The organism is Undibacterium sp. Ji83W (assembly GCF_049340385.1).
Taxonomy (GTDB): Bacteria; Pseudomonadota; Gammaproteobacteria; order Burkholderiales; family Burkholderiaceae_D; genus Undibacterium.
Genome location: NZ_JBMPOZ010000020.1, coordinates 86,562 through 109,044 on the forward strand (window position 1 = coordinate 86,562; position 22,483 = coordinate 109,044).

Consider the following 22,483-nt stretch of genomic DNA (forward strand, 5'->3'; position numbering starts at 1 on the left):
ATTTAATTTTCCCGTACCCAAAGCACCGTTGTTGTCATCGCCGTTGATCCTATACTATCGGCGCGCTCTATCAATGCGCTGACATCCAGCGCCGAGCGGTTCATTTTGACCTTACCATTGACGATAAAGTACTTGGTCGCCACGTCTACATCTTTGTCTGTCAATGTTTTCAACCTGTCTTCAAAACGCGTCTTGAATTCGCCCACTGTACGGAAGTAGGCGCGGTCGCGGCTGGCTATCATCGCTGCGGCATCTCCGACACTGAGCCCATCTATCCTGGCTGCCAGCACTTCTGCAAAGGTCGTATTCACATTAATGCTGGTCTTGCCAGGCAATACCGTCACAAAAGTTTTAAGCTTTTCCACCATATCTGGCGTAAATCCATTTATTGCCAGCAAATCATCTACCTGCGTAAAGCGCAGGAATTGTACTTCAGGTAGCGTGGAATCGGATGGGCTTTTTCCAGCGCCCGTTTCGGCGGCTGAAGAACCTGGTCCTGCAATTGCTCTGGACTGTGTCCTGGCTACCATATCGGCCACGGCTTCTGCCAATTGCCCATCAATGTGCAGGTTCACCAGCAAACGGCCGAATGCGGCCATCTCACGCGCATCCACATTGCCATCGGTTGCCAGATTATTCAGGTTATACATGGCTTGTGCATCAATGACCTGGCCAGACAGCGTTGCATCGCTATCTTCATTGTCGGTCTTGGCATTTTCTACATATTGATCCAGGCGGGTATCTGCCAGTTTGACAGCCCATGGCTCACCGAGATGATCAACATTGGCAGATTGCTTACTGTCTTCACGTAAAATCAATCTCGCCCAATCTATTGCCCCTCGTAAAATCCATTTCTTTTGCAACTGCATGCGCTGGTTTTCTATCGACCTGACCTGCACCTGCTGTTGCCAGAACAGGCTGGCAACGATCGTGATGGCCAATGTCGTTAACAACAAGGCAGTAATGACCGCCACACCACGCTGCTGAGGAATATTTTTCTTCCTCATACTGCACCCAGCAAAAATACTTTGGTAATAGGCAGTTCACGGCCAGACAACTGCACGGCGATTTCCAGACCAGTCAATTTACCAGATCTCGTTGGAATACCAGGGGCTGCCGGTACGGGATTGGCCCCGGCAGCTTCACTGCCACCTGCGCGCCAGCCATTCTCGCCCGCTTTCCAGGTGCGCATTTCAAAACCAGTCACCATAGTCTGCAGCGCGATTGAGGGACTGCTTTCTGTGTCTGACAAGGCATCTTGCCAATCATGTTCCAGCACGGCCAGTTCGCGGGTAGGCAGCATTTCGCGCCGCCCCAGTACGCCACCGCGTACGCTATACACCACGACTTGCAAACGTGTGGGCTGGTTTTCTTCAAATACGCTGCGCACCAGGGCCAGTCTTGGGCCTATGGCGCTGAATACTTCGCGTCCAGGTAAATTGCTGGCATCCACCAGGTGGGCGCAGTCGTTCTCCAACTGGGCAAATGCCAGCTGTATGCCACGCGTTTGTTCCATCTCGGCAGTCAGGACCACACGGGCACGGACTATGCTGTCGAGCCCACGCCAGCCGAGCACGGCAATAATCGCCAGTATGGTGATCGCCACCAATAACTCGATGAGAGTAAAACCGGACTGCGATAATTTGGCTGGACGGTCTTGGCGAAGTAGTTGGCGCTTAAAGTGCATTCGGCACCACCTGGGTCAGCTTGATGATGCGACGCTCAGGGCTATCTGCTTCATATACAAAAACTTCAACCCTTCTGAAAGAAGGATTGGGGGTGGCGATAACATGCTCTTCGCACATCAGGTGTAAATCTCCCTGCGGGCAGGCAAAGGTACGCTCACCGAAGGCTGGCCACTCATGCGCCAGACGTATTTGCGCGAGACGATTTTCAGCCGACCAGGTCGCCATCATGGAAGCGCGCAAGCTGCTGCTGTTTTGCGTCAGGCTGCCAACTGCGCGCAAGCTTGCACCCAGGGCAGTACCGACGATAACCAGCGCCACCAGTACTTCCAGCAGGGTAAACCCGGATTGCGAGCGCAATTGTGGCATTTTATGCATCTTATTCCACTGAAAAATGACCTATGCCATCGGCCCGTACACTGACATGTTTGTCATTGGACTTGATGGTAAGCACAAAGGGTTTATCGACGGGTTCACGGCCAAACAGTATGCGTATGACCGAAGTATCTGCCGCCTGCGGTTGCAAGGATAATTCTACTGGCGCAGTTTGAAAAAACCGTTCGCGCAGCATGTCGTCCTTGATGGGCGACCAGATTCTGTCTTCCCTGACCAGAAAGCGATAACCGTTCTGGTCGACTTCAAAAGCCACGGGCAAATTGCGCACGATGGCTTCATCACGAGCAAGTTGTAAAAGCAGGGAAATACGCTTGGCATCATTTTCCAGGCGCTGCTGCTCGCCTGGCATGGCGTTAATACTGATGGCACCCAGAATGAGACCAAAAATGACTAACACCACCAATAATTCCAGCAAGGTAAAGCCCCGCTGCCCATGCTTCATCTTCATGTGTGCTTCTTATAAATCCCAGGAACCTATGTCTGCATCTTCACCACTGCCGCCAGGCTGACCATCGGCACCCAGTGAAAATACATCGACATCCCCCCTGATACCGGGTGAAAGATATTGATATGGTTTGCCCCAGGGGTCATTGCGTAATTTTTCTATATAACCACCAGTTGCCCAGGCATTTGCCGCCGGGCCGGATGTCGGTTTTTCTATCAGGGCTTGCAAACCTTGTTCTGTGGTGGGGTAACGCTGGTTATGCAAACGGTACATCTTCAGTGCACCCATGATGGTAGAAATATCCTGTTTGGCTGCAGTCACCCTGGCTTCATGAGTGAAGCCAGTGAGCTTGGGCACCATAAAGGCACCCAGAATGGCGATGATGGTCACAACGACCATGATCTCGATCAGGGTAAAGCCGCGCTCGGAATTCCGGGCCTTGCCTGCACGCAATGAAACTGAAGGAACTGAAAAATTAAGCATGGCGTAATTCTAAAAATGAAAACTCTAAAAATAAAAAAATGCGTGGCGTGCATACTATCAGCACGCTGACGCAGTATAAATCCTGAGATTATCCCTGGGGCCACTTTCTGTATCGAATAGTAACAAAAAATGCCTTGAAGACAATATTTAAACACAAAATTGGAAATTAATATGTATGAATTCTGTTGAATTGCATTTCATACTACCACCAGTATGTGTCAACTCAATTTCAGGGGCAGGCTGCGCAGGCGCTTGCCGGTCAGGGTAAAGATGGCATTGGCAACCGCCGGGGCAATGGGCGGCACGCCTGGCTCACCTATACCCTGGGGCGGTTCTGCACTTTTGATAATGACAGTTTCGACCTCAGGCGCTTCATTGATGCGCAAGACCTGGTAATCGTTGAAGTTACTCTGCATGACTTTGCCATCCTTGATAGTAATTTCCCCATACAAGGCAGCACTCAGGCCAAAGACCACCGCAGACTCCATTTGCTGGGCAATGATGTTGGGGTTAACCGCTATGCCGCAATCCACAGCGCAAATTACTTTATGCACCCGGATCTGCCCTTCCTGCACTGAGACTTCAGCGATCTGGGCGACGATACTGCCAAAAGATTCATGCAATGCCAGGCCATGCGCCCTGCCTTCTGCTGGTTTGCCTGCTTTTTGTACCGCTGCATCCAGCACTGCCAGATGACGTGGATGATCTTTCAGCAAACCACGGCGAAACGTCAGACTGTCCTGATTTGCCGCATGGGCAATTTCATCAATAAAACTCTCTTTGAAAAAGGCATTATGCGAATGACCGACTGAGCGCCAGAAACCTAGCGCCACAGGACTGGGGGCAATGACATGCCTGATGCGCTGGTGCGGGATTTCATAAGGCATGTCAAACTCGCCTTCCGCTGTAGTTTTGTCCGGGCCTGCTCCGGCCAGACCAAAAGTGCGCTTCAAGACCTGATGTGTAATCGAACCTGACACAGACTTATTGTCGTAAGCCAGCAATTTTCCCGCACTATCCAGCCCAGCCTTGAAACGCGCCAGGGCCGCTGGCCGGTACATATCATGCGTAGTATCTTCTTCCCGGCTCCAAATCAGTTTGACGGGAGCGCCCTTGGCTTCCATGGCAATACGCGCCGCTTGCGCGACCATATCCACTTCCAGCCTGCGACCAAAGCCACCACCCAGATAGGCCATGTGCAAAGTGACATCTTCAGGTTTAAGCTTGGCAACTTTGGCAGCCACATCTGCGGCAACGCCGGGCACCTGGGTAGAAACCCAGATTTGCAGCTTGCCATCCTTGAGTTGTGCAGTGCAATTGATGGGTTCCATCGCAGCGTGCGCCAGGAACGGCGCGCGATATTCAGCTTCTATGGTTTTGCTTATGTCCTTGCCAGTCAACGTGGCTTCGACATCCCCTGCCTTGTGATAGGCAAAACCTGATTCGCTATCGAGCTTGCTGGCAAAGTCCTTAAAAATGCTTTCAGTCGAAAGTTGCGCATGCTCGCCCGCATCCCAGTTGATGGGCAATTTTTCCAGCGCCTGTTTGGCTTGCCAATAAGACTGAGCGACCACGGCAACACCGGCCACCGCCCCTTCCATGGAAAAATCAATGACTTGCATGACACCCGGCAAGGATTTGACTGCCGCAGCATCGAAAGACTTGATGCGACCACCTATGGTCGGGCTTTGTTTGATGGCGGCATAGAGCAGGCCTTCTGGCCTGGCATCAATACCAAACTGGGCGCTACCATCACCTTTGGGCGCAGCGTCAGTACGTGGCTGCGGCTGGCCTATGATTTTAAAATCTTGCGGACGTTTCAGTTGTATCTCACCAGGCTTGCTGTTGACAGCATCGGCAGCCAGCTCACCATAGCTGGCATGCTTGCCGGATGAATGGCTGACCATGCCGTCCTTGGTCGTACATTCTGCCGCAGCCACATTCCATTTCTTTGCTGCTGCAGCGACCAGCATGGCGCGGGCTGTAGCTCCAGCTTCGCGCATGGGTTGCCAGGCATCTTTGACACTGGATGAGCCACCTGTCATCTGCAAACCCAGTTCGCGAGCGAATTTCAAGGTCACCCATTGGGCAACGCGCTTCACACTACCGTGATCATCCGGGTGAAAAGGCAGGCCATCGGCCAGTGCCGCCATGCTGCCGTAAATTTTATCTGCGGGCACATACATGGGTTTGACCATGTTCATGGGCACATCGAGTTCTTCGGCCACCAGCATTTGCAAGGCAGTATGTATGCCCTGCCCCATCTCACTCCTGTGCATGGCAACACTGACGGTGCCATCTTGTGCAATCTTGATCCAGCCATTCATGGCGACTTCGCCATTTGACACGGGCAAGGGCGTACTGGCGTTCAGACGCTGGCGCGGCGGCATGACGCCCCAACCCACCAGTAATGCGCCGGTCAAACCCAAGCCACCAAGAATAAAGCGGCGGCGTCCTGATTTTTTTACTTGCGGCATGCAAGGTCTCCAAGTATATTTTTTACAGCTCTTATTCTTTAGCACTTATTCTGTGCCTATTATCTGGCTGTTCTTATTTAAGTTCTATGTATTACGTTTAGGATAGCCCTCTGCCAATATCCGGGTCCAGACTACATCCTTTTGCTCTGCCGTCATGAACACCCACTCCGCCACTTCGGCCACAGTACGGCCACAACCACGGCAAACATCATCAAATGTCGTTGAGCAAACCGCAACACAAGGGGTATCGGGACGTTCCTTACCTTCCATCTTTATTACTGACATAGTTTGTACTCTTGTTTTCAGGGAAATCTTGCCAGAGGACTTTGCGCTCTTATAATAAAACGAGCGTTCGCCTTTCCCCGACTAATAGTAAATGTTTTTTTGATTACTGCGTTGGTGGCCTTACTCTATTTTGCCCTCTATTTTTCCAGAAAAAGAGGGACTTTGTTGACAGGCTACAGGCTTCGGCAGGAAAATTACGTGCTTTCTGTCCTTCCCCCACAAATATAAAGGTACATCATGAAAGTAGCCGTCGTTCTTTCCGGTTGTGGCGTCTTCGATGGCGCTGAAATTCACGAGAGTGTCCTGACCATGCTGGCGCTGGTCAAAGCCGGTGCAGAACCGGAATTCCTGGCACCTGATATTCCGCAAGCCCATGTCGTCAATCACCTTACAGGCCAGGTCGCTGAAGGTGAAAGCCGTAATGTCCTGGTAGAGTCTGCCCGCATTGCCCGTGGCAAAATCAAGGACATTGCCCAGGCTAATGTCGACGATTATGCCGCAGTATTTTTCCCCGGTGGTTTTGGGGCCGCAAAAAACCTGTCTGACTTTGCCAGCAAAGGGGCTGACTGCCAGATACAGCCGGATGTCTTGCGCTTCGCCAAAGCCATAGCCGACGCGGGCAAACCAGCCTGTTATATCTGTATAGCCCCGGCTATCATGCCGCAAGTATATGGCAGCGGTGTTGCTGTCACCATAGGCACAGATGCAGACACTGCCGCAGCAGTAACTGCCATGGGCGGGCAACACATCAATTGCCCGGTAAAAGAATTTGTCATCGACAAGCAAAGAAAAGTTGTCAGCACACCCGCTTACATGCTGGCAGAAAATATTGCTGATGCAGCGACAGGTATAGAAGCTGCCGTCAAAGCCACGCTGGCATTAATTTAAGACGGCTCTTTCAAAGCGCGAATTTTTAAACAAGGTCTTCATGACTCAAGATTTTTTTCAATCCCTGATGTTGCTGATATTGGTTACCGACCCGTTTGGCAACGTCCCCATCTTTGTCAGCGCCCTGTCCCATGTCGCACCTGAAAGGCGCTGGCGCGTGGTGGTACGCGAATGCGCGATTGCGTTTGGCCTGCTTTTGCTGTTCATGTTTTTTGGCAAACACTTCCTGACCGCGCTGCAATTGACTGAAGTATCTTTGCGCATAGGTGGCGGCGTAATCCTGTTCCTGATTGCCTTGCGCATGGTTTTCCCGCAAGAAGGCGGTATTTTTGGGGATGTGGAAGATGGTCATGAACCCTTCATCGTGCCACTGGCAATACCAGCCCTGGCCGGCCCGTCTGCCCTGGCGACAGTACTGCTGTTTTCATCAGACAGCCGACAAGACATGGTGGTGCATCTAGCGGCATTGACTGCCGTTGCCGTGGTCTGGCTGATTGTGCTATTGAGTGCGGAACGCATGCAAAAAGTCTTGGGCATTCGTGCCATGACCGCATTTGAGCGCCTGATGGGCTTGATACTGACAGCCATGTCGGTAGAAATGCTGCTGGCAGGAATCAGGGATTATCTGAAAACCCTGAACTGATCATACATGGCTGGCCACGCATTGAGTACTTGGTCAGCCATATCAGACGACTTATCAAGCGACATATCAAGCAACTTCAGTGATTGAAGGTGAAATAGCCGAGCAGGAACAAAGCTAAAGCTATCAAGAATTGTTTAAGCGCCTGACGATTCATAGTTCACCTTAAAATTATCCTACCTAAATTACCTTATTCGCAGTCATTTGCGCGATCTCTGCATCACTATAACCCAGCGCACTCAACACTTCCTGATTATGTTGCCCCAAACGTGGACCCAGCCATTGTGTCTGGCCTGGCGTTTCTGACATCTTGGGTGTAATGGCAGGCAACTTGACTGGCGTACCATCTTCAAACGCATGCTGCTCAAACATCTGGCGTGCCAGAAATTGCGGATCACTCATCATGTCGCGCACCGAGTAGATCTTACCAACTGGCACATCTGCTGCCTTGAGTATTTGCAAGGCAGTTTCTATATCACGGCCAGAACACCAGGTTTGAATTGCTGCGTCAATCTCTGCCGTACGCGGGACGCGGCCATCATTGCGTACCAGGCCTGGGTCTTGCGCCAGATCATCCCGGTCTATGGCTTTCATGAGCCTGTGAAAAATCGCATCACCGTTACCAGCGATGACGATATTCTCACCCTCGGCCGTAGTATAAGTATTCGATGGCACAATACCCGGCAAGGCACCGCCAGTACGCTCACGCACGACACCGGCATGATCAAATTCTGGTACCAGCGATTCCATCAGATTGAATACTGACTCATATAGCGCCACATCCACCATTTGCCCCTGACCGGCGACACATGCTTCACCCTGCTTGCCATTCCAGCGCCCGCCAGTCACATCGCGATGACGCAAGGCCATCATGGCACCGATAACACCATGCAGGGCGGCGACAGAATCACCTATTGATATTCCTACCCGCACAGGTGGACGGTCGGCATGCCCCGACACATAACGCAAACCGCCCATGGATTCACCAATGGCACCAAAACCGGGCAAGTCTTTCAAAGGCCCTGTCTGGCCATAGCCAGACAGGCGCACCATGATGGTGGCGGGGTTAATCGCCTTTAAATCATCAAATCCCAGTTCCCATTTTTCCAATACACCTGGACGATAATTTTCTATGATGATGTCGGCATCGAGGGCCAGGCGTTTGGCGATTTCACGCGCCTGCTCCTGCTTCATGTTCAGGGTAATGCTTTTTTTATTACGCGCCTGCACACTCCACCACAAGGACGTACCATCTTTCAATACGCGCCACTGACGCAGGGGGTCACCGCCATCGGGTGACTCTACCTTGATCACTTCAGCACCAAATTCAGCCAGCATGCGCGAGCAAAATGGCCCCGCAATCAGCGTACCCAACTCCAGGACCTTGATGCCCACCAAAGGGCCGTGTGCTTTAGCTTGTGACTGCATAAGAGTAAAAATACGTCCAGAAAAGGTTACAGGGTCAGCTCAGACAAAAGTGAGTTTCTTGATTTCCCATGCGATATTGGCACGTGCCTGAGCGTCGAATTGCGCAGCCATGATGGGATGGAAATATAAGTTTTCACGGTCGGCAAAACGCTTCAGCACTTTTAAGCGCCCTGCCCTGTAGGCTGGCGCTTCCAGCCAGCGGAATTCGTTGCGTATGGCGCGGCTATATTGCTGATAAACGTCCTTGGGTGCACCCAGGATAGTCAGGGCAATATCAAGGAACAAGGGAATGTCAGCAGCGCGATTTTTAAAATCAGCCACTTCATGCCTGGCAGTGGCAAGTATGCATTGCTGCACATGCATGATGATGGTGGGATTAATTTCCATACGCATCATCAATTCACCTGCCAACTCTGCACTTTTCAGCTCATTATTGTTGGCATGGGTGTCATACACCATGTCGTGAAACCAGATAGCCAGGGACACTACAGAAAAATTCTGTATGTCCGCCCGCCGTTCTTCAGCATGCTTGAGCATGGACTGGATATGCGTGAGATTATGAAAACTGCGTTGAGGTTCGGAGTAATGCTTATCCAGCAAAGTCCAGACTTCCATTGCATGCCTGGCACTCCCAGCCAATCCCCTTATCAGGTCTGACCATTGCAAGTGCAATTTGCTTTTTTGTTCGGCTGGGATCAGAAACATGGTGGCTTATATTATTTCTCAGTTACTGTATCAAGTAGTCCGTCTATCCAGCATGGCGCGGGCAATAGTGCCAGCATCCACATATTCGAGTTCACCACCAACCGGCACACCACGGGCAAGGCGGCTGACCCGCAAGCCGCGCGCCTTCAGTGTCTCACTGATGTAATGCGCGGTTGCCTCACCTTCATTGGTGAAATTGGTGGCCAGTACCACTTCCTGCACTTTACCGTCAGTAGCTCTGGCGACGAGCTTTTCCAGATGGATATCTTTCGGGCCTATGCCATCGAGTGGCGAAAGCCGTCCCATGAGAACGAAGTACAGCCCTTTGTAAGTCATGGTCTGCTCTATCATCATCTGGTCTGATGGCGTTTCTACCACGCATAGCAGACTGGTATCGCGCACTGCATCCAGACAGGTCTCGCAGACTTCGCTTTCGCTGAAGGTATTGCAGGACGTGCAATGCTGTATACGCTCGACCGCATGGGTCAAGGCCATGCCAAGGATGGACGCGCCTTCCCTGTCATGTTGCAGCAAATGATAAGCCATGCGCTGGGCAGACTTTGGCCCGACGCCGGGTAAGCGACGCAGGGCCTCAGACAAGGCTTCCAGACTACCTAGTTTTTTCACACTCAGAATGGCATCTTGAAGCCAGGTGGCAATGGCATGCCAGCGGTCAGTGCCGACATTTTCTCTTGTGAAGTGGCTTCTGCCTTGCGTACTGCATCATTGAATGCGGCAGCGACCAGGTCTTCCAGCATGTCTTTGTCATCCGCCAGCAAAGATGGGTCAATAGTAACGCGCTTGACATCGTTCTTGCAGGTCATGACAACCTTGACCAAGCCAGCACCAGCCTGACCTTCTACTTCTACCAGTCCCAATTGATCCTGGGCTTTTTTCATATTGTCCTGCATTGCCTGGGCTTGCTTCATCAGACCGGCTAATTGATTCTTCATCATAAAAATTTCTCCGAAAATAAAAATGGAATATTGATTAAAAGATGGTCACGCGTATTTGCATATATCTTGCACGCCGCTGGCATCAGACCGGCCGTATGCTACCCGTGACGATAGTGGCACCAAATTCGCGCATTAAAGTCTGCACGAAACTGTCGCCTTGTATGGATTTTTCTGCCTGTTGCTGGCGTACTCCCCGCTCAGCCACCGCTTGCGCGTTGGCTGTATGCTCAACCGCACCTATCTCGGTTTCTACCCGTATGGTTTTTTCAAAACGCTCGGACAAGGCAGTACTGAGTTTCTCCACACTACCCGAAGACAAGAGTGTAGACAAAGGCAGGCGCAGGCGGAATACATGGGCATTGCCATCTTGCTTGCAACTGACCAATTCACTTTGCTGCGTCATTTGCTGGGCTACGCCGCGTACTGGCAAACTGGCAGCCAGCGCAGGCCAATGACCATCCCAGTTCAACTCGGGTACTGGTGCATTCGCGATCAGGCGATCGGCATTCAGGGTAATTGATTCTCTGGGCTTGATCACTTCTGCAGCGGAAGCTTGCGGTTCCAGGTCAACAGTTACCGCAGTATCAGCTAGCACGGCCACTTCAACTGGCGCGGCTTGCTCCTGCGGCAGGTTAGGGGCAGAAGCAGGATTCATCACTCTTGGTGACATCGCCGGTTTTGCAGGCTCTGCATCGAAGAACATTTCTTCATCCCATGGCGGCGGCATATCATCCATGCCCATGGATTGCATGTCCTGTTCGGCGATCAAAGGTGCGGGTGCAGACACTGGCTGGGCAGGCTTGATTACTGGTTGCGGCGATGGAGGTGCTACTTTGACTGCTGGCGAGTTAACGGGAGTAACAGGACGAATAGGCACAACAGGTGTGACCGGAGCTACAGGGGCAACTGGTGCAATTGCAGCTTTGGCTACTGGCGCAACTTCGGCAGCAGCGGGCTTTCCTGCTGGCGTGCCATTCTTGGTATTTGCGCGTGCTGCAGCCAGGGCAGCCAGGACCGGGCTGACACGTGTGCCAGCAACAGGTGTGCTGGCTGGTGCCTCAATATTATCCTGAACAACTGGTTTCGGTGTTTCTGCTGGAGTGCGAACAGGCATCACGGCCTGCGTTGTATTTGCAACAGGTGCAACGCTAACACTACTGCTGGAAGCAACAGAACTGGAAACAGGGGCGGACCGCACAGGACTTTGTGCAGGCGGTGCATTGTTCACAGTATTAACTGGCAATGCAGGTCGGCCACCAGCCGGTGGCGTACTGGCAGGCGGCTGTGCCCATTGCTCACCACTGACAGGCTTGAACGCCAGCATACGCAACAACGTCATGCTAAAACCTGCATATTCATCAGGTGCCAGCGCCAGCTCATTGCGGCCATGCACGGCAATTTGATAAAACAGTTGTACTTCTTCTTTAGCAAAACTCTGCGCCAGACGCAAAACCTGTTCGCGCTCGGGAATATCTTCTGCCACTGCGGCAGGCACCATTTGCGCCACGGCGATCTGGTGCAGCAAACTGCCCAGATCTTGCAACGCCGCTTTATACGACAGGCTGCGTGCCGCCATTTCGTCGGCAACATCCAGCAAAGCTTTGCCATCCTGCGCCAGCAAGGCATCCAGCAGGCGTATCAGATAAGACTGATCCAGCGCCCCCAACATGCCTTGTACCGCATCAAGGCTGACTTTGCCAGCGGCATAGGCAATTGCCTGGTCAGTCAGCGACAAGGCATCGCGCATGGAGCCATGGGCACCTTGCGCCAGCAAACGCAAGGCAGGCAATTCGAAATCGATTTGCTCTTGCCCCAGGATGTTTTCCAGATGACCAACAATATGGCCAGGCGGCATTTGCTTGAGATTGAATTGCAGGCAGCGTGACAAGACCGTGACTGGAATTTTTTGCGGGTCTGTCGTTGCCAGAATGAATTTGACGTGTTCAGGCGGCTCTTCCAGCGTTTTCAACATGGCGTTGAAAGCGTGGTTGGTCAGCATGTGCACCTCGTCTATCATATAGACCTTAAAGCGTGCATTGGACGGCGCATAAATTGCCTGCTCCAGCAGCGAGGCCATTTCATCGACGCCACGGTTCGAAGCGGCATCCATTTCTATATAGTCAACAAAGCGTCCGGCATCAATCGCCGTACAGGCCTCACAAACTCCACAAAGATGGGCTGTAATGCCGGTCTCGCAGTTAAAGGATTTGGCCAGTATGCGTGACAGCGTCGTCTTGCCGACACCACGGGTACCGGTAAACAAATAGGCGTGATGCAGCCGCTGCTGCTCTAGCGCATGCGATAAGGCACGGACCACGTGCTCTTGCCCCACCAGAGTTTCAAAACTCTTGGGGCGATATTTTCGGGCGAGGACTTGATAGGACATCCCGCGATTTTACCTTATTCGGGCGCTCTGATCAGTGATTTGCAGATATCCCAACACCAAGTTTTTCATCTGAGCAAGAAATTCAGGCTCTTGCAGGCTTTGCGGGGACAACATCAGGGTCTGGTACAAGACACCATAGACAGCCGCATGGACTATCGCGGGACTGGTATTTGGGTAATCTGCACGGTCTGAACTTGCCGCAAAAGCAGATTCCCAGATATCAACAACCTGTCCATACAGGGCGCTATAGGCTTCGATATTGGAAATCTGCCGCTCGAGGAAAATCAGGGCAGACCATTCTTCAGTCTTGTCAGCATGTAAAAGAATGATGCGTTCCAGCAGATCCGTGACGATGTCTTGCAAGGGCTGGCCGTGCTGGAACTCTACCCAGATGCGCATCTGCGCGCCGATATTCTTCATGCGCTCATGGATGCAATGCGCCGCTATCGATTTCTTGCCAGGAAAGTATTCATACAGCGTACCCAGCCCCACCCCGGCGACTAAAGCAATATCGCGCATGGTCAGATCGGCATAGTTTTTTTCGACCAAAAGCCGAACAAAGGCATCCAGGATTGCCAATTGTGTCATTTTCGAGCGTTGCTGCACTGGCTTGCGGCGTAATTTCAAAGGGCTGGCAGACTCGCTCATGGTCTTTCTTGTCGATTAAGGTCGGAGACTAAATTGCTCGCTGAAAAGCGAACATGTTGCTTACTTCATCAGACTACACTATTCACCTGGCTCACTTATTTAGAGTACCCCATATCAATGAGGCCCATATGCAGTGGCAAACCCATGAAATAAGCAATCAGGTCACAGACCTGCAAGATTACAATATTTTCACTAGTGATACCGTTCTAATGACTAGCCTGGCGCAATATCAGGCAGACTGGTATCAAGCGGCATTGACTGAGTCTGGACGAGAGTTAGGTAGTGGCGAAGTACTGGAAGCTGCTGCACTGGCCAATAAGCACTTGCCAGAATTGCATACCCATGACAGACAGGGCAAGCGCATAGACAAGGTGGATTTCCATCCCAGCTGGCATCAACTGCTGGCAATACTACGCAAGCAAGGCCTGCACGCCAGCCCTTGGAGCCAGCCGCGCAAAGGTGCACATGTTGCCCGTGCTGCTGGCTATTTCATGCAATCACAAGTGGAATCAGGCTCCTTATGCCCCAGCACCATGACTTTTGCATCAATCCCCGTGCTGCAAGACGAAACTGTGCTGTTCGCTGAACTCAAAGACAAGCTGTACTCGCTGGAACATGATTCGCGTGACCTGCCCATAGCCCAGAAAAAATCCATCCTGATAGGCATGGGCATGACGGAAAAACAGGGCGGCTCGGATGTGCGCACCAATACCACCAAGGCCGTCGCACTGGGTGCTGAGGGACGAGGCCAGGCCTACGCACTGACCGGCCATAAATGGTTTTTTTCTGCCCCCATGTGCGATGCCCATCTCGTCTTAGCCAAAACTGAGACTGGTCTATCCTGTTTCTTTGTACCGCGCTGGCGTCCTGATGGCAGCAAGAATGCAATCCTGGTACAAAGGCTGAAAGACAAACTGGGCAACAAATCCAACTCCAGCAGTGAAGTCGAATTCCAGGATGCCTACGGCGTCATGATAGGCAGTGAAGGCAGGGGCATACCAACCATTATAGAAATGGCCAACCTGACCCGGCTTGATTGCGTCATCGGCAGCGCAGGCCTGATGCGGCAGGCGCTGGTGCAAGCCATCCATCATGCACGCCACCGCACGGCTTTCGACAAGAAGCTGGCAGATCAGCCTTTGATGCGCAATGTACTGGCTGATCTGGCACTGGAAAGTGAAGCAGCAACTCGCCTCATGCTGCATCTCGCATGCGCGCTGGATGCACCAGATGATGCATTGCACCGCGCCTGGAAACGCATCATGACACCGGCCGCAAAATTCTGGATATGCAAGCGTGCGCTGGAATTTACTGGCGAATGCATGGAAGTCTGGGGTGGCAATGGCTATGTAGAAACCGGCCCCATGGCGAGGTTATATCGAGAAGCACCTGTCAACTCCATCTGGGAAGGCTCAGGTAATGTTATGTGCCTGGATGTACTGCGTGCCATGGAAAGAGACCCGGAAGGCCTGCAATTGCTGCTGCGACTATGGAGCAATTCAGCATCGGAACAAGTCAGGCAAATGGTGGAAGAATTAAAGTCAGACCTGGCATCAACAGAATTCAGGGAAATGAATGCCCGCCGTATTACCCAGAAACTGGTACTGACGGCCCAGTCTTTCCTGATGGCAGAATATGCAGAGGCTGATATCGCCAGGACATTTATACAAAGCCGCACAGATGCAGGATGTGGTCGCGTGTATGGTACTCTGGGCACACTGGAAGCTGCCACGACCGGAGATTTACAAGAGCGCATTATTACCCGCGCATTTACAATCTGAAGACGAATTAATTTCTAAACTGCTGCCCTGTCAAAAGACCGGGCAGCGTTATTGTGGCAACTAGAACCTGTTCACGATCTGTAGCGAGCGAGCGTCAGCGGGTTAAGGGTAACAAAAGCGCAGCGCAAAAAGCGGAATGTACTTAAGTACATGAGCATTTTGAGCAGCGCATGAGGCCCGCATAAAGCACAACCCGCGCTCGCGCAGTAAGATCGTGAGCAGGTTCTTAGAACGCCGCAATCCCAGTCTGTGCACGACCCAGTATCAAGGCATGAATATCATGCGTGCCTTCATAGGTATTGACGACCTCCAGATTCACCAGATGACGGGCAATACCAAATTCGTCAGAAATACCATTACCGCCCAGCATATCGCGTGCAGTGCGGGCGATATCCAGGGACTTGCCGCAGGAATTACGCTTCATGATGGATGTAATTTCAACGGCAGCAGTACCTTCATCCTTCATACGGCCCAGACGCAAACAACCTTGCAGTGCCAGCGTGATTTCTGTCTGCATGTCAGCCAATTTTTTCTGCACCAGCTGATTTGCTGCCAGTGGGCGGCCAAATTGCAGGCGGTCCATGGTGTATTGACGTGCTGTATGCCAGCAGAATTCTGCCGCACCCAAAGCACCCCAGGCGATACCGTAACGGGCAGAGTTCAGGCAAGTGAACGGGCCTTTCAGGCCTTCTACATTCGGCATCAGGTTTTCTTCTGGCACGAATACTTCATCCATGACGATTTCGCCAGTGATGGAAGCACGCAAGCCTACTTTGCCATGAATCGCAGGCGCGGTCAGGCCTTTCCAGCCTTTTTCCAGGATAAAGCCACGGATACGGCCATCATCTGTCTTTGCCCAGACCACGAAAACATCTGCGATAGGACTGTTAGTGATCCACATCTTCGCGCCACTGAGAGAATAACCGCCCGGCACAGTCCTGGCACGGGTTACCATGCTGCCTGGGTCAGAGCCATGATTAGGTTCGGTCAGGCCAAAGCAGCCTATCCATTCACCCGTTGCCAGCTTGGGCAGGTATTTTTGTTTTTGTGCTTCACTGCCAAATTCATTGATAGGCACCATGACCAGCGAACTTTGTACGCTCATCATGGAACGGTAACCAGAATCAACACGCTCCACTTCGCGCGCCACCAGGCCATAGCAAACATAGTTCAAACCAGCACCACCGTATTGCGTAGGGATCATGGAACCCAGCAAACCAAGCTCACCCATCTCACGGAAAATGGCTGGATCTGTTTTTTCATGACGGAAAGCTTCCAGTACCCGCGGTGTCAGCTTTTCTTCGCAATAGACACGCGCAGCATCCTGCACCATGCGCTCTTCATCGCTGAGTTGCGAGGACAATAACAAGGGATCTTCCCAACTAAATACAGCCTTGGCCATTTTTGTTTCTCCTGATTTGAATTATGTACCGTTATATATTTATTTAAATGCCAGTTCCCAAAACACAAGAAGTGGCATGTATTTTTATGCAGCCTTAACTACCAGCCTGATTTGGCAAATGCAACAAGGACAAACCCAGTTGCGCCCTGCGTACCAGCCAGGGGCTGGGGCGATAGCGCGGGTCGCCAGTGCTGACATACAAGTTCCGCAAAACCAATAGTATACGCGAAGTGCCGAGTTTGTCGCCCCAAGCCAAGGGGCCTGCTGGATAAGCAAGGCCTAATACCACTGCCTTATCAAGGTCTTGCGGGCTGCAAATACCTTGTTGGGCTATGTCGCTAGCGATATTGATGATGGTCGCCAGTATGCGCTGAACCACAAAACCGACACTGTCCTGTATCAAACTGACACCCTGCCCACTTTTTTGCAGCAGAGACTGGCATTGTGCTGCCAGGTTTGCATCTGTAGCGGGATTCATCATCAGGCTCAGTTGCCCCTGGCAAGCATTCAGTGCATCTATGCCAAGGGTGCAACTGGCATCCAGGCCTGTTCTCGCCACACAGGTGCTGACATCTTCGCCATAAGGGCTGACTATGCATATTGCATCTGCAGATGGCAGCCCGCCACTTTCGACGGTCAGGCCGCAACGCTCAAACAGCGCAAGCAATGCCGGAACTGCGTCTGGATTTTCCTGACTGATCCATACTGGCCCTGCCCAGGCAGGCTGCTGCTCAGGAAGCGCCGGTACATCCTGGTTGCCACTATAAGAATAAAAACCGCGCCCGGTCTTGCGACCCAGCACACCCGCATGTACCCGCTGCGCAGTGATAACACTGGGGCGATAGCGTGGCTCTTCATAATACTGATGATAAATCGCTTCCATGACTGGATGAGATACATCCAGCCCGGTCAGGTCCAGCAATTCAAATGGCCCCAGCTTGAAGCCCGCCGCTTCGCGCATGATCTGGTCTATCTGGCGGAAGCTGGCGACATTCTCTTGCAATATCCGCAGGGCTTCCGTGCCATAACCGCGACCTGCATGGTTGACGATAAAGCCCGGCGTATCCTTGGCACGCACCGGCAAATGCCCCGTTTGCGTGGAAAATGCCATGAGCTGCTCTGCGACCGCAGTATCGGTCAGCAAACCATCGATGACCTCAACCACCTTCATCAAGGGGACAGGGTTAAAGAAATGCAGACCTGCGACACGCTCAGGTATTTTTGTGCCCGCCGCAATGGCGGTGACTGACAGTGACGAAGTATTGGTCGCCAGTATGCAAGTGTCGCTGACAATACCATCAAGCTGCTGAAACAAAGCACGTTTGACGTCCAGCTTTTCAACAATTGCCTCTACTACCAGATCGCATTTAGCCAGCTCCTGCATGCTATTGACGACTCGCAGGTTTTCTACAGCACGCTGATATTGTTCTGCGCTGAGTTTTTCCTTGCTCAGCATTTTTTGCCATTGTTCGGCAATGAGCTGACTGGCTTTGCTGGCGGCATCTGCCTGTACATCAAACAAGAGCACAGTAAAACCTGCCTGTGCAGCAATCTGGGCAATGCCGCGCCCCATGGCACCCGCACCGACAATGCCAACAACAGCAATACTGGTCTTCATATTTACTCCGGTACGATGGCGGTGACTTCTATCTCCACCCTGGCTCTGTCTTCTATCAAACCTGCCACCTGCACGGCAGTCATGGTTGGGTAATGGCGGCCTATGATATCGCGGTAAGCTTCGCCCACTTCTTTATAGGCCCCTACATATTCTTTTTTATCGATGACATACCAGGTCATGCGCACGATATGCTCAGGTTTAGCATTTGCCTCTGTCAATACTTCAACGATATTCTGCAAGGCTTGCCTTACCTGGCCTGCAAAATCGTCGGTCTGAAAGCTGCATTGCGCATCCCAGCCCACCATGCCGCTGACGCACACAGTGCGACCACTGGCAGAAATGCCATTTGAATAGCCACGTGGTCTGGCCCAGCCAGGAGGTTGCAAAATGTCCATCATCTATCCTTTCATTGATGACTTTTCACAGCCTTGAGCCTGAAAAGTCCATTATATCTATCTTATATATTGCAGTACTTCAGCATGGCAGTGCGCAGTTCATCTGATATGGCTATCGCCTTGCGTGTTTTCAAATCCATCATGACCAACACCAACTTCGCTTTCAGACGCATATCCTGTTGCGGGCCGTTAAAGTAAATTTGCAGTTCCACGGAAGTCTTGCCGAGTTTCGTCACGACCAATTCTGCCAGCAAGCTTTCACCCAGTTCAGCGGGCTTGATGAAATCCGTTTCCAGATGCACGGTGGGCAAACCTATGCCGCACTTAATATGCATTTCATGGAAACTGCATTCCAAACCTTGTGAACACCAGTCTTCCACAACGCTATTCATCATTTCGAAATAGCGCGGATAAAACACGATACCAGCCGGGTCGCAATGGGCAAATCGTATCGGTAATTCAGCCGTAAAGATCATGCCGCAGAAAACTCTTTCAGCAATTCACGGCCTATGATCAGTTGCTGCACTTCCGTCGCCCCTTCATAAATACGCAGGGAACGGATTTCACGGTACAGACGCTCTACCGGCACTTCACTGACGACACCCAGACCACCAAACATCTGTACCGCTGCATCTATCACTTGCTGCGCGCCCTCAGTCGCAGTCAGTTTGGCCATGGCAGCTTCTTTGGTGACTTTCCTACCCTGGTCTTTTTGCCAGGCTGCGCGGTAAATCAGCAGTGCTGAGCTATCTATCGTAGTAGCCATCTGAGCCAGCTTGGCCTGCGTCAATTGAAAATCAGCCAGAGTCTGGCCAAACATTTTGCGTGTCGTCACTCTGTGCATGGCTTCATCCATGGCGCGACGGGCAAAGCCAAGGGCAGCACCAGCGACGGACGTGCGGAAGATATCCAGCGTTGCCATAGCCACCTTGAAGCCCTGCCCAGCCTCACCCAGACGCTGCGTGGCCGGGATGCGGCAATTGCTGAACTTCAGGCGTGCCAGCGGATGCGGGGCTATCACATCGATGCGTTCGGCAATTTCAAAGCCAGGCAGACCAGCATCGACGATAAATGCCGTGATGCCACGCGCACCAGGTGCTTCGCCAGTGCGGGCAAACAATACATAGAAGTCAGCAATGCCGCCATTGGAAATCCAGGTTTTCTCACCATTCAATACATAGTGACCGCCATCTGCATCAGCGACAAATTCTGCCGCGCATTGCATGGCGGCTACATCCGAACCAGCTTCAGGTTCGGACAATGCAAAAGCGGCAATCGCCTCACCTTGGGCTACCTTGGTCAAATAGTTTTGCTTTTGCGCTTCTGTACCATGCAGGCTGATCGCGCCAGAACCTAGCCCTTGCATGGCGAAGGCAAAATCTGCCAGACCAGAATGACGGGCCAGGGTTTCGCGTATCAGGCAAATGGCACGGGTGTCGATGACGTCAGCATTGCCGCCATAGGCACTACCGCCTATGGCATTCTTGAGCCAGCCCGCCGCACCGAGTTGCTTGACAAGATCGCGGCAAGCCTGATCGACATCTGCTGCATGATGATCAGGCAAATTCTCCGCAGACCAGGCATCCAGCGCGCGTTGCAATTCACGGTGTTTATTATCAAAGAAGGGCCAGTCCAGGTAGCTGGTGTCATGCATCATATGCGTCATGCTCAATCCCCTTCAAAGACAGGTTTTTGCTTGGCAACAAAAGCATGGTAGGCACGATGAAAATCGTTAGTCATCATGCAAATGGCTTGGGCCTGTGCTTCTGCTTCTATGGCTTCATCGACACCCATATTCCATTCCTGTTGCAGCATTTTCTTGGTCATGCCATGCGCAAAATTGGGGCCTTCGGCCAGATTTTTTGCATAGGCCTGCGCTTCTGCCAAAACATCTTCAGGTGCCGCCAGGCGATTGAAAAACCCCCAGCGTTCTGCCTCTTCACCTGACATGGAGCGTCCGGTATACAACAAATCCGAAGCACGCCCCTGCCCTATGATGCGCGGCAAAATGGAGCAGGCACCCATGTCGCAACCTGCCAGACCAACGCGGGTGAACAGGAAGGCAGTCTTGCTACGTGCTGTGCCTATGCGAATATCAGAGGCCAGCGCCAGAATCGCACCTGCGCCAGCGCAGACGCCATCAATCGCCGCAATAATCGGTTGTGGACAAGCGCGCATGGCTTTGACGAGATCACCCGTCATGCGGGTAAAGCTTAACAAGCCCGGCATGTCGAGTTTGGTCAACGGGCCGATGATTTCATGCACATCACCACCAGAACAAAAATTCTCGCCCGCGCCAGTAATGACGATGGCCTTGACATCATCACCATACGATAAAGTGCGGAACAAGTCGCGCAACTCTGCATAAGAATCAAAGGTCAGCGGGTTTTTACGCTCTGGCCGGTTCAGTGTGATGGTGGCAACGCCAGCATCGACGGCATAGGTAAAATGCTGAGCTGCATAGTTTGCCAGTTGCTGGCGATTGCCAGGCAAATCCTGGGCTTGTCCGGGTAGATATTTCATATAGATTGTTCCTGCGAAGGTTTGTTGTCCAAGTCGCTATCAGCGCCCGGCTCATGCAAATGCGTTTTCACTTGCGACAATAATTCAAATAATTTACTTTTCTGCTCAGTCTGCAAACCGGAAAACATATCGGCTATCCATGCTTCATGCACCGCAGCCATGCGTTTGAAGGCACGGCGGCCAGCGGGTGTCAGCTTGACGCTGTAAGCACGTCTGTCTTTGAGATCAGCGACGCGGGTCACCAGTTTTTCCTGCTCCAGTTGATCGGTAATGCCGGTGATGTTGCCACCAGTGACCATCATGCGCTTGGATAGTTCACCCATACGCAAGCCTTCTGGATGTCGTTCCAGTTGCGCCATGAGATCAAAGCGCGGCAAGGTGATACCAAATTCGCTGCGCAGGCGGCTGCGGATTTCACCTTCTATCATCACGGTGCAAGACAGCATGCGCAACCACAGACGCAAGGACTGATGGTCATCTTGCGTCAGGCGGGTTTCCATATCGAACACGGGGTTACTGTCTTCTTTCATACCTGATTTTGTCTGCTCTTCAGATTTCATCACATCACTTCGCCACCAGCCACCGCAATGGATTGCCCATTCATTGCCGATGCACCATCCATGCACAACCACAGGACGGCATCTGCGACTTCTTGAGGTTGTACCAGGCGTTTTTGCGGATTGCCAGCCGCCAGTTCAACTTTCGCCTGTTCTTCAGTACGACCGGTTTTGGCAACGATATTGGCAATTGCATCCTTGACGATATCGGTTTCGGTATAGCCAGGGCAAACCGCATTCACAGTCACGCCTTTGGCTGCAACTTCCAGCGCCACTGCGCGCGTCAGACCTATCACGCCATGCTTGGCAGCACAATAGGCAGAGACGTAGGCATAGCCCTTCAGCCCTGCGGTACTGACCACATTGACGATACGTCCCCAGCCCGCTTCCAGCATCGCAGGCAAAGCCTGTTGCATGCAAATGAAGCTGCCGTTCAGGTTCACATCCAGCATGTTTTGCCACAGTTTGGCATCGGTTTTCAGAAAAGAAGCTGAACTGGCTTGCCCGGCATTATTGATGAGGATGTCGATGCGACCATCCCTGCCGTGCGATAATTCAAAAGCTGCCTGCACAGACTCCACATCGCTGACATCCATGACGACGTACTGCACTTTGGCATATTCCAAGGAGGCCACAGCCTCCTGCAAAGTCGCCTCACTACGACCTGCCAGTGTCACTGTCGCACCTTCGCTGAGCAAGGCTTGCGCTATCGCCAGGCCGATACCTTTGCCACCACCGGTAACCAATGCATGCCTGCCTTGTAATTTTCCCTGATAGGCTGCCAT

24 protein-coding genes are annotated in these 22,483 nt (G+C 52.2%); 3 read left to right on the forward strand and 21 right to left on the reverse strand.

The window, feature by feature from the left end; all coding sequences use genetic code 11:
* Nucleotides 1-2 precede the first annotated feature (2 nt).
* From gspK to ACO0LD_RS25040, 7 genes are all read right to left on the reverse strand, one after another.
* Nucleotides 3-1,007: a type II secretion system minor pseudopilin GspK gene (gene gspK / locus ACO0LD_RS25010; protein ID WP_423011018.1), complete on the reverse strand. Its 1,005-nt coding sequence runs from the start codon at nucleotides 1,005-1,007 to the stop codon at nucleotides 3-5.
* Nucleotides 1,004-1,687 (reverse strand): PulJ/GspJ family protein, encoded by a 684-nt coding sequence (locus ACO0LD_RS25015; RefSeq protein WP_423011020.1) that lies wholly within the window; start codon nucleotides 1,685-1,687, stop codon nucleotides 1,004-1,006. Before ACO0LD_RS25015 ends, gspK begins: the two co-directional genes overlap by 4 nt.
* Nucleotides 1,677-2,063, reverse strand: a complete 387-nt coding sequence (gspI, locus tag ACO0LD_RS25020) for a type II secretion system minor pseudopilin GspI (protein WP_423011022.1) — start codon at nucleotides 2,061-2,063, stop codon at nucleotides 1,677-1,679. Before gspI ends, ACO0LD_RS25015 begins: the two co-directional genes overlap by 11 nt.
* 1 nt (nucleotide 2,064) lies before the next feature.
* Complete coding sequence (gene gspH, locus ACO0LD_RS25025) at nucleotides 2,065-2,529, reverse strand: type II secretion system minor pseudopilin GspH (protein ID WP_423011024.1); 465 nt, start codon at nucleotides 2,527-2,529, stop codon at nucleotides 2,065-2,067.
* Nucleotides 2,530-2,538: 9 nt separating this feature from the next.
* Nucleotides 2,539-3,009 (reverse strand): type II secretion system major pseudopilin GspG, encoded by a 471-nt coding sequence (gene gspG, locus ACO0LD_RS25030; RefSeq protein WP_423011026.1) that lies wholly within the window; start codon nucleotides 3,007-3,009, stop codon nucleotides 2,539-2,541.
* 218 nt (nucleotides 3,010-3,227) lie between these two features.
* Nucleotides 3,228-5,486 (reverse strand): molybdopterin cofactor-binding domain-containing protein, encoded by a 2,259-nt coding sequence (locus tag ACO0LD_RS25035; protein ID WP_423011028.1) that lies wholly within the window; start codon nucleotides 5,484-5,486, stop codon nucleotides 3,228-3,230.
* Nucleotides 5,487-5,570: 84 nt separating this feature from the next.
* Nucleotides 5,571-5,771: a DUF1289 domain-containing protein gene (locus tag ACO0LD_RS25040; protein ID WP_423011030.1), complete on the reverse strand. Its 201-nt coding sequence runs from the start codon at nucleotides 5,769-5,771 to the stop codon at nucleotides 5,571-5,573.
* A gap of 237 nt (nucleotides 5,772-6,008) precedes the next feature.
* On the opposite strand from ACO0LD_RS25040, the gene elbB reads away from it, so the two are divergent.
* Together elbB and ACO0LD_RS25050 are read left to right on the forward strand one after the other, a co-directional pair.
* On the forward strand, nucleotides 6,009-6,659 hold the full coding sequence (gene elbB / locus ACO0LD_RS25045) for an isoprenoid biosynthesis glyoxalase ElbB (RefSeq protein WP_423011032.1): 651 nt from the start codon (nucleotides 6,009-6,011) through the stop codon (nucleotides 6,657-6,659).
* 40 nt (nucleotides 6,660-6,699) lie between these two features.
* Nucleotides 6,700-7,302: a MarC family protein gene (locus ACO0LD_RS25050; protein ID WP_423011034.1), complete on the forward strand. Its 603-nt coding sequence runs from the start codon at nucleotides 6,700-6,702 to the stop codon at nucleotides 7,300-7,302.
* A gap of 177 nt (nucleotides 7,303-7,479) precedes the next feature.
* Here the strand turns inward: ACO0LD_RS25050 and ACO0LD_RS25055 are convergent, their stop codons facing one another.
* The 6 genes from ACO0LD_RS25055 to ACO0LD_RS25080 form a co-directional block, all read right to left on the reverse strand.
* Nucleotides 7,480-8,727: a CaiB/BaiF CoA transferase family protein gene (locus ACO0LD_RS25055; protein WP_423011036.1), complete on the reverse strand. Its 1,248-nt coding sequence runs from the start codon at nucleotides 8,725-8,727 to the stop codon at nucleotides 7,480-7,482.
* Nucleotides 8,728-8,766: 39 nt separating this feature from the next.
* On the reverse strand, nucleotides 8,767-9,432 hold the full coding sequence (locus tag ACO0LD_RS25060) for a hypothetical protein (RefSeq protein WP_423011038.1): 666 nt from the start codon (nucleotides 9,430-9,432) through the stop codon (nucleotides 8,767-8,769).
* A 30-nt stretch (nucleotides 9,433-9,462) separates the two neighbouring features.
* Nucleotides 9,463-10,059, reverse strand: a complete 597-nt coding sequence (gene recR, locus ACO0LD_RS25065) for a recombination mediator RecR (protein WP_423011040.1) — start codon at nucleotides 10,057-10,059, stop codon at nucleotides 9,463-9,465.
* 2 nt (nucleotides 10,060-10,061) lie between these two features.
* Nucleotides 10,062-10,388, reverse strand: a complete 327-nt coding sequence (locus ACO0LD_RS25070) for a YbaB/EbfC family nucleoid-associated protein (RefSeq protein ID WP_423011043.1) — start codon at nucleotides 10,386-10,388, stop codon at nucleotides 10,062-10,064.
* 82 nt (nucleotides 10,389-10,470) lie between these two features.
* Complete coding sequence (locus ACO0LD_RS25075) at nucleotides 10,471-12,774, reverse strand: DNA polymerase III subunit gamma/tau (RefSeq protein ID WP_423011045.1); 2,304 nt, start codon at nucleotides 12,772-12,774, stop codon at nucleotides 10,471-10,473.
* 9 nt (nucleotides 12,775-12,783) lie between these two features.
* Nucleotides 12,784-13,422 carry a TetR/AcrR family transcriptional regulator gene (locus tag ACO0LD_RS25080; protein WP_423011047.1) on the reverse strand — a complete coding sequence of 213 codons (639 nt, stop codon included), beginning with the start codon at nucleotides 13,420-13,422 and terminating at the stop codon, nucleotides 12,784-12,786.
* Nucleotides 13,423-13,550: 128 nt separating this feature from the next.
* Between ACO0LD_RS25080 and ACO0LD_RS25085 the strand changes: the two genes are divergently transcribed.
* Nucleotides 13,551-15,203: an isovaleryl-CoA dehydrogenase gene (locus tag ACO0LD_RS25085; RefSeq protein ID WP_423011049.1), complete on the forward strand. Its 1,653-nt coding sequence runs from the start codon at nucleotides 13,551-13,553 to the stop codon at nucleotides 15,201-15,203.
* A 226-nt stretch (nucleotides 15,204-15,429) separates the two neighbouring features.
* On the opposite strand, the gene ACO0LD_RS25090 is transcribed toward ACO0LD_RS25085, so the two are convergent.
* The 8 genes from ACO0LD_RS25090 to ACO0LD_RS25125 form a co-directional block, all read right to left on the reverse strand.
* Nucleotides 15,430-16,605, reverse strand: a complete 1,176-nt coding sequence (locus tag ACO0LD_RS25090) for an acyl-CoA dehydrogenase (RefSeq protein WP_186946636.1) — start codon at nucleotides 16,603-16,605, stop codon at nucleotides 15,430-15,432.
* A gap of 94 nt (nucleotides 16,606-16,699) precedes the next feature.
* Nucleotides 16,700-18,223 (reverse strand): 3-hydroxyacyl-CoA dehydrogenase, encoded by a 1,524-nt coding sequence (locus tag ACO0LD_RS25095; protein ID WP_423011051.1) that lies wholly within the window; start codon nucleotides 18,221-18,223, stop codon nucleotides 16,700-16,702.
* A 2-nt stretch (nucleotides 18,224-18,225) separates the two neighbouring features.
* Nucleotides 18,226-18,618: a RidA family protein gene (locus ACO0LD_RS25100; protein ID WP_422951291.1), complete on the reverse strand. Its 393-nt coding sequence runs from the start codon at nucleotides 18,616-18,618 to the stop codon at nucleotides 18,226-18,228.
* 62 nt (nucleotides 18,619-18,680) lie between these two features.
* Entirely contained in the window at nucleotides 18,681-19,094 is a 414-nt protein-coding gene (locus ACO0LD_RS25105; protein WP_423011053.1) for an acyl-CoA thioesterase, read from the reverse strand.
* Complete coding sequence (locus ACO0LD_RS25110; RefSeq protein ID WP_423011103.1) at nucleotides 19,091-20,272, reverse strand: acyl-CoA dehydrogenase family protein; 1,182 nt, start codon at nucleotides 20,270-20,272, stop codon at nucleotides 19,091-19,093. The genes ACO0LD_RS25105 and ACO0LD_RS25110 overlap by 4 nt, the downstream gene beginning before the upstream one ends.
* 14 nt (nucleotides 20,273-20,286) lie before the next feature.
* Nucleotides 20,287-21,141, reverse strand: coding sequence for an enoyl-CoA hydratase family protein (locus tag ACO0LD_RS25115; RefSeq protein ID WP_423011055.1), 855 nt, complete (start codon nucleotides 21,139-21,141; stop codon nucleotides 20,287-20,289).
* Complete coding sequence (locus tag ACO0LD_RS25120) at nucleotides 21,138-21,701, reverse strand: MarR family winged helix-turn-helix transcriptional regulator (protein WP_423011105.1); 564 nt, start codon at nucleotides 21,699-21,701, stop codon at nucleotides 21,138-21,140. The genes ACO0LD_RS25115 and ACO0LD_RS25120 overlap by 4 nt, the downstream gene beginning before the upstream one ends.
* Nucleotides 21,701-22,483 carry an SDR family NAD(P)-dependent oxidoreductase gene (locus tag ACO0LD_RS25125; protein ID WP_423011057.1) on the reverse strand — a complete coding sequence of 261 codons (783 nt, stop codon included), beginning with the start codon at nucleotides 22,481-22,483 and terminating at the stop codon, nucleotides 21,701-21,703. The genes ACO0LD_RS25120 and ACO0LD_RS25125 overlap by 1 nt, the downstream gene beginning before the upstream one ends.

Bases quoted from the DNA above. Each gene is read 5' to 3' on its own strand.
- gspI (WP_423011022.1), bottom strand. From the start codon at position 2,063: ATGCATAAAATGCCACAATTGCGCTCGCAATCCGGGTTTACCCTGCTG.
- ACO0LD_RS25105 (WP_423011053.1), bottom strand. From the start codon at position 19,094: ATGATCTTTACGGCTGAATTACCGATACGATTTGCCCATTGCGACCCG.
- ACO0LD_RS25075 (WP_423011045.1), bottom strand. From the start codon at position 12,774: ATGTCCTATCAAGTCCTCGCCCGAAAATATCGCCCCAAGAGTTTTGAA.
- ACO0LD_RS25015 (WP_423011020.1), bottom strand. From the start codon at position 1,687: ATGCACTTTAAGCGCCAACTACTTCGCCAAGACCGTCCAGCCAAATTA.
- ACO0LD_RS25050 (WP_423011034.1), top strand. From the start codon at position 6,700: ATGACTCAAGATTTTTTTCAATCCCTGATGTTGCTGATATTGGTTACC.
- ACO0LD_RS25035 (WP_423011028.1), bottom strand. From the start codon at position 5,486: ATGCCGCAAGTAAAAAAATCAGGACGCCGCCGCTTTATTCTTGGTGGC.
- ACO0LD_RS25095 (WP_423011051.1), bottom strand. From the start codon at position 18,223: ATGAAGACCAGTATTGCTGTTGTTGGCATTGTCGGTGCGGGTGCCATG.
- ACO0LD_RS25085 (WP_423011049.1), top strand. From the start codon at position 13,551: ATGCAGTGGCAAACCCATGAAATAAGCAATCAGGTCACAGACCTGCAA.
- gspH (WP_423011024.1), bottom strand. From the start codon at position 2,529: ATGAAGATGAAGCATGGGCAGCGGGGCTTTACCTTGCTGGAATTATTG.
- ACO0LD_RS25080 (WP_423011047.1), bottom strand. From the start codon at position 13,422: ATGAGCGAGTCTGCCAGCCCTTTGAAATTACGCCGCAAGCCAGTGCAG.
- elbB (WP_423011032.1), top strand. From the start codon at position 6,009: ATGAAAGTAGCCGTCGTTCTTTCCGGTTGTGGCGTCTTCGATGGCGCT.
- ACO0LD_RS25115 (WP_423011055.1), bottom strand. From the start codon at position 21,141: ATGAAATATCTACCCGGACAAGCCCAGGATTTGCCTGGCAATCGCCAG.
- ACO0LD_RS25055 (WP_423011036.1), bottom strand. From the start codon at position 8,727: ATGCAGTCACAAGCTAAAGCACACGGCCCTTTGGTGGGCATCAAGGTC.
- ACO0LD_RS25120 (WP_423011105.1), bottom strand. From the start codon at position 21,701: ATGAAATCTGAAGAGCAGACAAAATCAGGTATGAAAGAAGACAGTAAC.
- ACO0LD_RS25070 (WP_423011043.1), bottom strand. From the start codon at position 10,388: ATGATGAAGAATCAATTAGCCGGTCTGATGAAGCAAGCCCAGGCAATG.
- ACO0LD_RS25125 (WP_423011057.1), bottom strand. From the start codon at position 22,483: ATGGCAGCCTATCAGGGAAAATTACAAGGCAGGCATGCATTGGTTACC.
- ACO0LD_RS25090 (WP_186946636.1), bottom strand. From the start codon at position 16,605: ATGGCCAAGGCTGTATTTAGTTGGGAAGATCCCTTGTTATTGTCCTCG.
- ACO0LD_RS25110 (WP_423011103.1), bottom strand. From the start codon at position 20,272: ATGCATGACACCAGCTACCTGGACTGGCCCTTCTTTGATAATAAACAC.
- ACO0LD_RS25100 (WP_422951291.1), bottom strand. From the start codon at position 18,618: ATGGACATTTTGCAACCTCCTGGCTGGGCCAGACCACGTGGCTATTCA.
- ACO0LD_RS25040 (WP_423011030.1), bottom strand. From the start codon at position 5,771: ATGTCAGTAATAAAGATGGAAGGTAAGGAACGTCCCGATACCCCTTGT.
- ACO0LD_RS25060 (WP_423011038.1), bottom strand. From the start codon at position 9,432: ATGTTTCTGATCCCAGCCGAACAAAAAAGCAAATTGCACTTGCAATGG.
- gspK (WP_423011018.1), bottom strand. From the start codon at position 1,007: ATGAGGAAGAAAAATATTCCTCAGCAGCGTGGTGTGGCGGTCATTACT.
- gspG (WP_423011026.1), bottom strand. From the start codon at position 3,009: ATGCTTAATTTTTCAGTTCCTTCAGTTTCATTGCGTGCAGGCAAGGCC.